We start from the raw sequence: 12,067 nt of genomic DNA, 5'->3' as shown, positions 1-12,067 counted from the left end.
GAGGCGAGGGGCGCGATGCGATTCAATAAACTGGACCTGAACCTGCTGGTCGTGCTGAACGCGCTCCTCACCGAGTGCAACATCAGCCGCGCGGCGGAAAAGATCTACCTGAGCCAGTCGGCGACGAGCAGCGCACTCGCGCGCCTGCGCGACTACTTCAACGACGAGCTGCTCGTCAGTGCCGGGCGCCAGCTCGTGCTGACACCGCGCGCGAAGGACCTGGTCGAGCCGGTGCGCGAAGTCCTCATGCGCATCGACAGCACCATCGCCACGCAACCCCAGTTCGACCAGGCCACCGAGACGCGCACGTTCACCATCCTCGTGTCGGACTACACGATGGCCGTGCTCGTGCCGCCGCTGCTGGAGGCGCTGTACCGCCAGGCGCCGGGCGTGCGCGTGAGCCTGCGCCACCAGTACGACCGCCAGCCCGCCGATGTGCTGGAACAGGGCGACGCCGACTTCCTCGTGATCCCGTCGCAATACCTCGCCAAGGAGCACCCGTCCGCCGTGCTGTTCGAGGAAGACTACCTGTGCGTGACGTGGGAAGGCCACAGCCGCATCCAGGACAAGCTCACGTTCGACGACTACCTGTCGTGCGGCCACGTGATCCCCACGTTCGCCAGCGCCAATCCGCTGCCGACGCTGGACGGCTGGTTCATCGAGAGCTACGACGTCAAGCGCCGCGTGGAAGTCACGGCGCCGACGATGACGGGGCTGCCGTCGCTCGTTGTCGGCACCGACCGCATCGCCACCGTGCACCGCCGCATCGCGCTGCGCGCGCAAGAGTCCTTGCCCATCAAGGTGTGGGAACCGCCGCCGCGCATTCCGCGCCTCGTGCAGTCGCTGCAATGGCACCGCCACCGCAACAACGATCCGGCCATCCGCTGGCTGCGCGACCTGTTCGTCGACGTCGCGCGCGACGTTTAATCCTTACCAGAGTTCCAACATGACCGAAGCCGTTACCAGCGCGGAGGGCAGCGCGCACCATGCCGCAGCAAGCTACAGCCACCGCCGCCGCACGCTGGCGCTGATCGCCGTCGCCCTCGCGTTCGTGATCGACCTGCTCGACACGACCATCGTCAACGTCGCCGTGCCGTCCATCGGCGCCACCCTCCATGCGCCCAAGGCGGCGCTGGAGTGGATCGTGGCCGGCTATGCGACGGCGTTTGCGGTGCTGCTGATCGTCGGCGGCCGGCTCGGCGACAGCCACGGCTACCGCCGCATGTTCCTCACGGGGATCGCCGCGTTCACGGCGACGTCCGTCGCGTGCGGCCTCGCGCCCGACACCCTGAGCCTGCAGGTCGCGCGCCTGCTGCAGGGGGCGAGTGCCGCGTTGATGGTGCCGCAGGTAATGGCCCTCGTGCAGGTGATGTATCCGCCCGAGGAACGCTACAAGGTCTACACCGTGTTCGGCTTCCTGGGCGGCTTCTCGGCCGCGCTGGGGCCCATCGTCGGCGGGCTGCTGATCGACGCGAACTGGCTGGGCCTCGGCTGGCGCCTCACGTTCCTCATCAACCTGCCGCTGGGCGTGATCAGCCTCGTGGCCGGCGCGCTGCTGCTGCCGCCAGGCCGGGGAGTGCATCCGGTCGCCGTCGACCTGCGCGGCGCATTGCTGTCCGTCGTCCTGCTGTTCGCGCTTTTGACGCCCCTGATCGAAGGGCCGTCGCGCGACTGGCCGCCGGCGTTGGTCCTGATGCTGCTGGCGGCGGTGCCGCTCGGCTGGATCACGTGGCGCCATCTATTGAAACGCCAGGCCGGCCACGGCGACGCCCTCGTCGACCCCGCGCTGTTCCGGCTGCGCAAAGTGGGTCTGGGCCTGCTATGCACCCTGTGCGTGAACCCGATCATGCCGGGCTACCTGCTCGTGATGACGTTCGCGCTGCAGACGGGCAGGGGGCTGACGGCTTCGCAGATGGCGTACGCCTGCGCCCCGATCGCGTTCGGCGCGATGACGGGCATCACGCTGCTGGGGCCCCGGCTGAACCGGCGCATCGGCGTGCGCACCTTGCTGGCAGGGATTGGAGTCTCTGCGACGAGTCTGATCCTGTGCGCGTTCGCGCTGGATGGCGACCTGTCCTGGCCGCTGCTGCTGGCGGCCCAGTACGGCATGGGCATCGGCCTGGGCCTGTGCGGGCCGCAGCTGTCGTTTGCCACGTTGCGCGACGTGCCCGTCGCGTCGGCCGGGGTGGCGGCGGGGCTGCTGACGACCGTGCAGCAGGTGGCGGCGGCGTTCGGCGTGGCGCTGGCGGGGCTCGTGTTCTTTCATGGCCTGGATGCGACGGCAGCAGCGGGCTACCAGCGCGCGTATCTGCATGTAATACCGCTGCTGCTCGGCCTTCTGGTCGTCGGCGCGCTGAGTGCTGGTCGGCTCGTGAAGGCGATGCGGCCGTAGACCGCCCGCGTATCCACGGTGTGGATAGCAGCTATCCAAACAATCGCCCAACACCCGCGATTTTTCGCTTGGGGAAACGAAAAGAAGTCGATATCATAATTCTGGTTCTATTTCCTGCACTAGACAGGATGCGGTGGCAAAAGCCGCAGCCAACGACAAGGAGACACGCGATGCGCAACACCCTTTCCCAACCACGCCAGGCCGACTGGCGCCAGGGCTGGATCCTCGTGATCTCCGGCTTCCTGCCCGTGATGGCGATCATCGCCCTCGCACCCACGCTTCCCACCCTGCTGGGCCACTTCCGCGACGTGCCGAACGCCGGTCTGATGGTGCCCCTCCTGATCACGGCGCCCAGTGCCTGCATCGCCCTGTTCGCCCCCGGCGCGGGCGCCATCGCCGACCGCTTCGGCCGCCGCAAGCTGCTCCTGTGGTCGATGGCGTTCTACGGCGCCGGCGGCCTCGTGCCGTTCTTCATCGATAATTTCTGGACTGTCGTCGCGGGCCGCTTCGTGATCGGCTTCGGCGAGGCGGGCGTGCTGACGGTCGTGAACACGCTGCTCGCCGACTATTTCGAAGAGAAGGCGCGCCACCGCTGGCTGATGATCCAGGGCGTCGTCGGTTCCGTGCTGGGCACCGTCACGATCGCGAGTTCCGGCTTCCTCGCCGCGCAGGGCTGGCAGTATCCGTTCCTCGTGTACGCCGTCGCGATTCCGATCCTGGTCGCCAGCTTCGCGTTCCTGTTCGAACCGGAACCGCGCCGCAAGCAGGCGCACGCCGCGCAGGCCGCGACGTCGCCGTTCCCATACGCCGTCGCGCTGATGGTCTGCGGCGTCACCGTGCTGCTGTCGACGATTTACTACGTCCAGGTGATCAACTTCTCCGTGCTGCTGAAGGACCTCGGCGTGGCCGACCCGAAATCGATCGGCCTGTCGATGGCGCTGCCGAGCATCGGCGTGCCGCTGGGCGCGATCCTGTTCAAGATGACGACGCGCTACGGCGCCGGCACGCAGATCTTCCTCGTGTTCCTCGGCTATGCGATCGGCCTTGCCGGCATCGGCCTCGCGCCGGACTACAAGGTGGCGCTGGCCTTCGCGTTCGTGCAGCAGCTGGCCAACGGCCTGATAGTGCCGTCGTTGATCGCCTGGGCACAAAGCAAATTCTCGTTCGAGCACCGCGGCCGCGGCATGGGTTGGTGGGCGAGCTCGTTCTTCGTCGCGCAATTCTTGTCGCCGGCCGTCGTCAACGTGATGCGCGCCGCCGTCGGCAACCTGCAGGGCGCCTTCCTGGCGTTCGGCCTGATCGCGGCGGCGTGCGCCGCCGGGGCCTGCCTGCTCCATTACCGTGCAGCCCGTGCCGCCCGCCCGCAGCCGGGCATGTAAGACCCACCCCCTTTTACGCCAGCAACCGAGGACCCCATGACTACCCAGCATCGCATCAAGCGAGGCGTCTCGCTGTACAGCTATCAGTACGAGACCTTCCTGCGCACGATGACACTCGACGACTGCATCGCCCACGCCGCCGGCATCGGCGCGCGCGGCATCGAAGTCGTCAGCGAACAATCCTTTACCGGCTTCCCGAACGTCCCGCAAGCGCAGATCGACAACTGGTTCGCCTCGCTCGACCGCCACGGCGCGTACGCCCAGTGCCACGACATGTTCATGGACATCAAGCTGTACAAGGACCGCCGCCTGAACTTCGACGAGATGGTCGCGTCGCTGGAACGCGACCTGCACTTCGCCAAGCGCATCGGCTGCCCGACGGTGCGCATCATCGTCAACACGCCGCCGGAAGTCGTCGCCGCCTGCGTGCCGCTGGCGGAAAAGCTCGACATCCGCATGGGCATCGAGGTGCACTCGCCGTTCCACTTCGACCACCCGTGGATCCTGCGCTACACCGAGATCACCCGCGCCACGGGTTCGAACCACGTGGGCTACGTGCCGGACATGGGCATGTACATCAAGCACTACCCGCCCGTCTTCCGCGACCGCTTCCTGCGCATGGGCGCGACGCCGAAGATCGTCGAATTCATCCTGCAGGCGCACGAGGCGCGCGTGCTGCCGGACTACGTGATCATGGACGTGCGCAAGCTGGGCGGCAACCCGGTCGACCTGCAGATGGCCGAGTCGCTGCGCCACAACATCTGGAGCAACCCGCGCCGCATGCTGGAATTCATGCCGTGGATCTTCCACATCCACGCCAAGTTCTACGAGATCGACGAGACAGGCAAGGAACCGGCGATCCCGTACGAGGAAATCATCCCCGTGCTGATCGAGGGTGGCTACGACGGCCACTTGTCCAGCGAATACGAGGGCCAGCGTCACATCGAGGACGCATTCCAGGTGGATGGGCGCGAGCAGGTGCGCCGCCAGCAAGAGATGTTCAAGCGCCTGTTGGGCGAAGTTTAAGAGGAGCGCGGCATGTACGACAAACACATCATCTATCCGGATTCGCTGCATAACGAAGAAGAAGCGGACGGCGCCCGCTGGCACGTGGGCGTGCGCCTGCCTTACTACCGCGGCCAGGTGCTGTCGGCCGTGGAAGACATCGCGCTCACCGTCGATGGCGCGAAGGTGCCGCGCGAGGACGTGCGCTTCACGGTGCGCGGCAAGACGTGGACGCTGGACGAGCTGGAGACGACCTACGACGACCGCTGGGAATTCGGCGAAGTGGCCGAGGTGTCGGTCCCCGGGCGCCTCGCGTCCGGAAAGCACACCGTGACCGCCGCAGTCCAGTTGCGCATCTCGTATCTGCCCTGGAGTCCGGTGACGTCCTGCACGACCGAACTCGCCGTCGCATAAGGAGGCGCCATGGCCACGACGATCAAGGGACCCGCGATCTTCCTCGCGCAGTTCGCCGGCGACACGGCGCCCTTCGACGACTGGAAGGCGATCACGCGCTGGGCCGGCTCGCTCGGCTACAAGGGCGTGCAGGTGCCCTCCAACGACCGCCGCCTGTTCGACCTGGCCCGCGGGGCGCAAAGCAAGACGTATTGCGACGAGATCGCCGGCATCGCGGCGGAAAGCGGCGTGGCCATTACGGAGCTGAGCACGCATTTGCAGGGCCAGCTGGTCGCCGTGCACCCCGCGTACGACGAGGCGTTCGACGGCTTTGCGCCGCCCGAGCTGCGCGGCAACCCGGCCGCGCGCCAGCGCTGGGCCGTGGAGCAGATGCTGCTGGCGGCGAAGGCGTCCGCCAACCTGGGACTCAAAGCGTCGATCAGCTTTCCCGGATCGCTCGCGTGGCCGTTCGTGTACCCGTGGCCGCAGCGGCCCGCGGGCCTGATCGAGACGGCGTTCGACGAACTGGCGCGCCGCTGGCGTCCGATCCTCGACGCGTACGACGACGCCGGTGTCGACCTCGCGTTCGAACTGCATCCGGGCGAGGACCTGTTCGACGGCGCCACGTTCGAGATGCTGCTGGAGCGCGTCGACTACCATCCGCGTTTGAACATCGCCTACGACCCGTCGCACTTCCTGCTGCAGCAGCTGGATTATCTCGGCTTCATCGACCGCTACCACGAGCGCATCAAGGTCGTGCACGTGAAGGATGCCGAGTTCCGGCCCGATGCGCGCCAGGGTGTGTATTCCGGCTACCAGTCGTGGGCGGAGCGCGCCGGCCGCTTCCGCTCGCTGGGCGACGGCCAGGTCGATTTCAAGGCCATTTTCAGCAAGCTGGCGCAGTACGACTTCCCCGGCTGGGCCGTTCTGGAATGGGAGTGCTGCCTGAAGCATCCGGAACAGGGCGCGGAAGAGGGCGCGCGCTTCATCCGCGACCACATCATCCGCGTCACGGACAAGGCGTTCGACGATTTCGCGGGCAGCGCCGGCGACGCGGACCGCAACGCGCGCCTGCTGGGCATCGCGGGAGGTGCGCAATGAACGGCCGCCTCCGCCTCGGCATGGTCGGCGGCGGCGAGGGCGCATTCATCGGCGCTGTGCACCGCCATGCGGCGGCGCTCGACCACCAGTACGAACTCGTCGCCGGCGCGTTTTCGTCGAATGCCGACACGTCGCGTCGCTCCGGCGCGGCGCTCGGACTCGACCCTGAGCGCGTCTATGCCGACTACGCGCAGATGGCACGCGCGGAAGCTGTGCGCGGGGACGGTATCGGGGTCGTGAGCATCGTCACGCCGAACCACATGCATGCGCCCGTGGCGCGCGCGTTCCTGGAAGCGGGCATCCACGTCATCTGCGACAAGCCCGTGACGACCAACAGCGACGATGCGCGCGCGCTGAGGGCGCTGGCAAACGAAAAAGGCCTGATCTTTGCCGTCACGCACAACTACTCGGCGTACCCGATGGTGCGCCAGGCGCGCGCGATGGTGCAGGAGGGACAACTGGGCGACGTCCGCGTCGTGCAGGTGGAATATGCGCAGGACTGGCTGGCGGAACCGCTGGAACAGACGGGCCAGAAGCAGGCCGCGTGGCGCACGGACCCCGCCCGTGCAGGCGGCGGCGCCATCGGCGACATCGGCTCGCATGCGTGGCATCTGGCCGATACCATCGTCGGCCAGCCGGTAGAATCCCTGTGCGCGCAACTGAACACCTTTGTCCCTGGGCGCGCCATCGACGACGACGTCCAGGTGATGCTGCGCTACGCCGGCGGCGCGCGCGGCATGCTGTGGGCCAGCCAGGTGGCACCCGGTCACGCGAACGATTTGCGCATCCGCGTGTTCGGCAGCCGCGGCGGCATCGAATGGCGCCAGCAGCAGCCGAACGAATTGCTGTACACGCCGCTGGGCGAGCCGACGCGCATCCTCGAACGGAACGGACCGGGCACCCATCCGGCCGCGCGCCGCATGGGCCGTGTACCGGCGGGGCATACGGAAGGGTATATCGACGCGTTCGCGGCGCTGTACGCGGAAGTGGCGCGGCATTTGGTGGGACGGCGCGACGGATCCGATCCGGGCGAGGCCTGGTTCCCGACCATCGACGACGGCTTGCGCGGTGTCCTGTTCATCGAAACGGTGCAGGCGTCGTCGTGCGAAGGAGGGGCCTGGGTGCCGTTGCCGGCGCACTGATATCCCATGTCGTAACGCGATTCCGACCGGACGTGCTCGACGCGTCCGGCGGTTGCGCACGCCCCAGCGGCACGTGTCGCTCGCCGCGGCGTCGATGCCACTCAGGCCGTATATCCACCGCATCGATAGCTCGAATCCAAATTATCGGATTGGGGAAACGGCCGGAAACACATAAGATTTTTCGCATGACATCAGCCCACGGCAGCCCACAGAACTGCCGGATTAATTGGAGACACATAATGAAAAGCCCCACGCTGTCCGTCCTCGCGCAATCCCTGTTCGCGGCAGGTTACTTGTCCGCCGCAAGCGCCGCCATGGCGCAGACGGATGAACCGAAAACCGATGCCGCACCCGCAGTGAAGTCGAAAGGCATCACGGAAGTGATCATCACCGCGCAAAAGGTCGCGCAGCCGGCGAGCAAGACGCCGGTCGCGCTGTCCGTGATGTCCGGCGAAGACCTGAAGGAAGCCGGCGTGACGGACGCCCGCTCGATGGCCGAGATGTTGCCGAACGTCGAGATCTCGAAGGAGAGCGGCATGCTGCAGGTGGCGATCCGGGGCGTGACGAGCCTGGACATGACGGAGAAAGGCGACCCGTCCGCCGCGTTCCACATCGACGGCGCTTACGTGCCGCGCTACGAGGCGCAGACGGCCGCGTTCTTCGACCTGGACCGCATCGAAGTGCTGCGCGGCCCGCAGGGCACGCTGTACGGCCGCAACGCGACGGCCGGCGCCATCAACCTGATCACCAACAAGCCGTCGGACAAGCTGGAAGGCAGCGTGAGCGTCGACATCGGCAACTACAACACCCGCCGCCTTGACGGCATGATCAACCTGCCGATCAACGCCATGTGGGCCCTGCGCGCCGCCGTCGACCTGCAAAAGCACGACACCTACCTGAACCCGGGCCCGAACAAAGTGCCGCTGGAGAGCCAGGACGACAAGTCGGCCCGCATCCACCTGCTCGGCAAGTTCAGCGCCGACACGAGCCTGCTGCTCACGGCCGAGTCGAGCAAGATCCAGGGCGGCCCGCCCGCGCCCGTGCCGAACACGAACTTCTTTACCGGCACCCTGGTCGAGAACCTGCCGTTCTCGCCCCCCGGCACCGGCAACAATATCGCGAACCCGGTCTACGTCGACCGCGGCTCGGATACGCAGCGCACGGCCGCAGCGCTGTTCAAGCAGGATGCGAACGCGCACCGCGACAACCGCGCAGATTCGTTCCGCGGCGAATTCAAGACGCGCATTGGCGCCGTCGACATGACGTACCAGCTGGCCAGCATGAACCTGTACCTGGACCAGGTGAACAATGGTGTCTACTTCGGTTTCCCGTTCACCAACCCGTTGTCGGGTAACAGCCATGCGATCTCGCACGAACTGCGCTTCAACTCGACGGGCACTGGGCCGCTGCGCTGGGTCGCCGGGCTGTACTACTTCAACGAGACGATCGAACGCAGCGCGAGTTTCAACACGTTCATCACGGCGCCGTTCGGCAGCTTCACGGTCACGCAGCCGTTCGACTCCGTCATCACCAACAAATCGAAAGCGGCATTTGGCCAGCTGACCTACGATCTGCGTCCGGACACCCGCCTTACCCTGGGCCTGCGCGGCACCCGCGACCGCAAGACGGGCGACGATCCGCTGGGCGGCGCCGCGGCGAATCCCGGCTCCACGTTCAGCGACCAGGCTTACACGGCTGACGTGAGCTTCCGGAATACGAGCTGGAAGGTCGGCCTCGATCATGACCTGATGCGTAACGTGATGGTGTACGCGAACGTGTCGACGGGTTACAAGGCCGGCGGCTTCAACAGCGCCAAGGCTGCAGGTTCGTACAAGCCGGAGACGCTGCGTGCCTACGAGGCCGGCGTGAAAGGCCGCTTCTTCGACAACACGCTGCAGGTGGCGGCCAACGTCTTCCATTACGACTACAAGGACCAGCAGCTGACGACGACGTCGTGCCGCACCAACGACCCGAGCACCTGCGATTCGTACACGGTGAACGCGGCGAACTCGAAGGTGGATGGCGCCGAACTGGAAGGCAAGGTCCGCGTCGGCGACGACGGCGAGCTGCGCGGGTCGTTGTCGCTCACGGATGCGCAGTTCAAGAACTACAAGCCGTCCGCGACCGTCGATTACTCGGGACAGCACCTCGACCGCGCCCCGAGCTCCACCGCGAACCTCGCGTACACCCACCACTTCGCGGTCGCCAGCGGCGGCGAGGTGGCGGCCACGATCGGCACGCACTTCATGGGCTCGTACCTGATCAGCGACCTGGCCGCGAACGTGCGCTACCGCCAGCCGGCCACGCACAAGTCGGACGCGTCGGTCACCTGGACCGACGGCGCGGGCCACTGGACCGTGCAGGGCTACGTGCGCAACATCGAGGACACGATCAAGATCGAGAGCCGCGTGCCGGGCGGGTTCTTTATCAGCGACCCGCGTACCTACGGCGTACGTGTCGGCTACAACTTCTGACGTCACGGGTATCGAGCATGTTCAAGTATTTCCCCACCAATTACGTCTGGAACCTGTCGGTCGATCTCGCGATCGAGATGGGTGCCCGGATCGGCGAGATCGAAGCGATGTGCGCGCCGCTGCAGGAGGCGGCGAAGCAGCCCGACGCCGTCGGCACGAAGGCGTTCCGCGACACGTGGTCGCAAATGGCCGACAAGCTGTGCGGCCTGGCCGAGGAAGACGAGGCGCGCGGCCGCCTCTTCTCCGCCGGCGACAAGTACAACCGCGCTGCGATCTACCTGCTGACGGCGGAACGGCTGCAGGCGCACGGTGCACCGGGCCGGATCGAACTGTATCGCCGGTTCCTCGACGTGTTCGCCCGGGGTGTCAAGCTGACCGGCGAGAACTGCGAGCGCGTCGAGATCCCTTACGGCGACGCGCATCTCTACGGCCTGTACGTACGCGCCGAAAACGTGGATGGCCCGGCACCGATCCTCGTCCAGGTCAACGGCCTGGACTCCACGAAGGAGATGAAATACCGCGTGGGCTTGCCGGCGTGGCTGGCGACGCGGGGCGTGTCCTCGCTCGTCATCGATCAGCCGGGCACCGGCGAGGCGCTGCGCCTGCAGGGCATGCACGCCGTCTACGACAGCGAGCGCTGGGCCAGCAAGGTCGTCGACTGGCTGGAGACGCGCGCCGACGTGGACTCCCAGCGCATCGGCCTGGAAGGCGTGTCGCTCGGCGGCTACTTCTGTCCGCGGGCCGTCGCGTTCGAGCCGCGTTTCGCCATGGGCGTCGTTTGGGGCGCGAACCACGACTGGCGCGACGTGCAGAAGAAGCGCGTCGAGAAGGAGGGCAGCTTCCCCGTGCCGCACTACTGGGAACACGTGCGCTGGGTGTGGGGCGCGAAGGACATGATTGAATTCATGCGGATCGCGGAACACGTCCACCTGGACGGCGTCCTGGACCGCATCAAGGTGCCGTTCCTCGTCACGCACGGCCAGAAGGACTCGCAGATTCCGCTGCACTGGGCCGAGCGCACGTACGAACAGCTCGTCAACAGCCCGAAACGCGAACTGAAGGTGTTCACGGACCGCGAAGGCGGCGTGCAGCACTCCAGCTTCGACAACTCGGCCAATGCCGGCGCATACATCGCCGACTGGGTGGCCGAAACCCTGGGCGGCCGCACCGCCCTCTGAACCACGACACGACAGAGAGAATCACATGAACATCATCGGACCCGACGCGCTGGTCTTTGGCGTGGACGACGTCGCCGCGTGCGCGCAATACCTGACCGACTATGGCCTGGACCCCGTCGATGTCGACAATAAAGGCGGGCGCTTCGAGGCGCTGGACGGCACGGCCATCGTTGTTAAGCACAAGGACGATGCAACCTTGCCCGCCGGTCTCGGCACGGCGAGCATGCTGCGCAAGACGGTCTACGGCGTCGCCGATGCCGCAGCGCTGGCCGCCATCGCAGCCGAACTGCAATGCGACCGCGACGTCCGCACGCTGGAAGACGGCAGCCTCGAGACGGTGGACGACATGGGCTTCGTGCTCGGCTTCCAGGTGACGGTGCGCCGTCCGCTCGACCTGCCCGCCGAAGCCGTGAACGCGCCCGGTGCGCCGAACCGTCCGGTCAACCACACGGCCGTCGACGAGAATGCGCCCGCCAAGCCGCGCACGCTGTCGCACGTCGTCTACTTCGTGCCGGATGCGGCGAAGGCGGAAGCCTTCTACGTCGAGCGGCTGGGCTTTGCCTGCACCGACCGCCTGCTGGGCGCCGGTCCGTTCCTGAAACCCGCCGGCACAGACGACCATCACACGCTGTTCCTGATCCAGACCCCGCCGTTCATGAAAGGCTGCGAACACTTCACGTTCCACATGGGCGGCCCGACGGAAGTCCTGCAGGCCGGCACGCGTTTCGTGAACAAGGGGTACCAGTCGTTCTGGGGGCCGGGCCGCCACAAGATGGGCTCGAACTGGTTCTGGTACTTCAACAGCCCGCTCGGCTGCCATGTCGAGTACGATGCCGACATGGACCTGCACGACGACCAGTGGGCGGCGCGCGCCATTCCGATGAGTGCGGACGCGTCGCAGCTGTTCCTGTTCCAGCAGCGGGACAAGTGGGCTCCGGGTGGACCACCACCCGGAGCGGGCGGTCCGCCGCGGGGTGCCGCCGGCGCCGGCGAAAGGCACTGA

The 12,067-nt window shown here is 66.7% G+C and carries 10 protein-coding genes; all 10 read left to right on the top strand.

All coding sequences use genetic code 11. The annotated features are described in order from the left end of the window. Positions 1 to 15 precede the first annotated feature (15 nt). The 10 genes from HAV22_RS01720 (at position 16) to HAV22_RS01675 (ending at position 12,067) form a co-directional block, all read left to right on the top strand. The gene (locus HAV22_RS01720) at positions 16 to 927 is read left to right on the top strand and encodes a LysR family transcriptional regulator (protein WP_166855849.1); all 912 of its coding nucleotides are present in this window, start codon (positions 16 to 18) and stop codon (positions 925 to 927) included. A gap of 19 nt (positions 928 to 946) precedes the next feature. Beyond that, positions 947 to 2,392, top strand: coding sequence for an MFS transporter (locus HAV22_RS01715; RefSeq protein WP_166855847.1), 1,446 nt, complete (start codon positions 947 to 949; stop codon positions 2,390 to 2,392). Between the two features lie 170 nt (positions 2,393 to 2,562). Then, entirely contained in the window at positions 2,563 to 3,771 is a 1,209-nt protein-coding gene (locus HAV22_RS01710) for an MFS transporter (RefSeq protein WP_166855845.1), read from the top strand. A gap of 36 nt (positions 3,772 to 3,807) precedes the next feature. Then, positions 3,808 to 4,797 carry a sugar phosphate isomerase/epimerase family protein gene (locus tag HAV22_RS01705; protein ID WP_166855843.1) on the top strand — a complete coding sequence of 330 codons (990 nt, stop codon included), beginning with the start codon at positions 3,808 to 3,810 and terminating at the stop codon, positions 4,795 to 4,797. 12 nt (positions 4,798 to 4,809) lie between these two features. Continuing rightward, complete coding sequence (locus HAV22_RS01700) at positions 4,810 to 5,190, top strand: C-glycoside deglycosidase beta subunit domain-containing protein (RefSeq protein WP_166855841.1); 381 nt, start codon at positions 4,810 to 4,812, stop codon at positions 5,188 to 5,190. A gap of 9 nt (positions 5,191 to 5,199) precedes the next feature. Beyond that, entirely contained in the window at positions 5,200 to 6,270 is a 1,071-nt protein-coding gene (locus HAV22_RS01695; RefSeq protein ID WP_166855839.1) for a sugar phosphate isomerase/epimerase family protein, read from the top strand. Continuing rightward, positions 6,267 to 7,412 carry a Gfo/Idh/MocA family protein gene (locus HAV22_RS01690; RefSeq protein ID WP_166855837.1) on the top strand — a complete coding sequence of 382 codons (1,146 nt, stop codon included), beginning with the start codon at positions 6,267 to 6,269 and terminating at the stop codon, positions 7,410 to 7,412. Before HAV22_RS01695 ends, HAV22_RS01690 begins: the two co-directional genes overlap by 4 nt. A gap of 239 nt (positions 7,413 to 7,651) precedes the next feature. Continuing rightward, positions 7,652 to 9,886: a TonB-dependent receptor gene (locus HAV22_RS01685; protein WP_166855835.1), complete on the top strand. Its 2,235-nt coding sequence runs from the start codon at positions 7,652 to 7,654 to the stop codon at positions 9,884 to 9,886. A 17-nt stretch (positions 9,887 to 9,903) separates the two neighbouring features. Next, the gene (locus tag HAV22_RS01680) at positions 9,904 to 11,064 is read left to right on the top strand and encodes an alpha/beta hydrolase family protein (RefSeq protein WP_166855833.1); all 1,161 of its coding nucleotides are present in this window, start codon (positions 9,904 to 9,906) and stop codon (positions 11,062 to 11,064) included. A 25-nt stretch (positions 11,065 to 11,089) separates the two neighbouring features. Continuing rightward, positions 11,090 to 12,067, top strand: coding sequence for a VOC family protein (locus HAV22_RS01675; protein ID WP_166855831.1), 978 nt, complete (start codon positions 11,090 to 11,092; stop codon positions 12,065 to 12,067).

The organism is Telluria antibiotica, assembly GCF_011682055.1.
Classification (GTDB): domain Bacteria; phylum Pseudomonadota; class Gammaproteobacteria; order Burkholderiales; family Burkholderiaceae_D; genus Telluria; species Telluria antibiotica.
This window is presented reverse-complemented; position numbering and strand designations above follow the sequence as displayed.

Excerpts from the sequence above, each read along its gene's own strand:
- HAV22_RS01680 (WP_166855833.1), top strand. The coding sequence starts at position 9,904 with ATGTTCAAGTATTTCCCCACCAATTACGTCTGGAACCTGTCGGTCGAT.
- HAV22_RS01675 (WP_166855831.1), top strand. The coding sequence starts at position 11,090 with ATGAACATCATCGGACCCGACGCGCTGGTCTTTGGCGTGGACGACGTC.
- HAV22_RS01715 (WP_166855847.1), top strand. The coding sequence starts at position 947 with ATGACCGAAGCCGTTACCAGCGCGGAGGGCAGCGCGCACCATGCCGCA.
- HAV22_RS01685 (WP_166855835.1), top strand. The coding sequence starts at position 7,652 with ATGAAAAGCCCCACGCTGTCCGTCCTCGCGCAATCCCTGTTCGCGGCA.
- HAV22_RS01690 (WP_166855837.1), top strand. The coding sequence starts at position 6,267 with ATGAACGGCCGCCTCCGCCTCGGCATGGTCGGCGGCGGCGAGGGCGCA.
- HAV22_RS01705 (WP_166855843.1), top strand. The coding sequence starts at position 3,808 with ATGACTACCCAGCATCGCATCAAGCGAGGCGTCTCGCTGTACAGCTAT.
- HAV22_RS01720 (WP_166855849.1), top strand. The coding sequence starts at position 16 with ATGCGATTCAATAAACTGGACCTGAACCTGCTGGTCGTGCTGAACGCG.
- HAV22_RS01700 (WP_166855841.1), top strand. The coding sequence starts at position 4,810 with ATGTACGACAAACACATCATCTATCCGGATTCGCTGCATAACGAAGAA.
- HAV22_RS01695 (WP_166855839.1), top strand. The coding sequence starts at position 5,200 with ATGGCCACGACGATCAAGGGACCCGCGATCTTCCTCGCGCAGTTCGCC.
- HAV22_RS01710 (WP_166855845.1), top strand. The coding sequence starts at position 2,563 with ATGCGCAACACCCTTTCCCAACCACGCCAGGCCGACTGGCGCCAGGGC.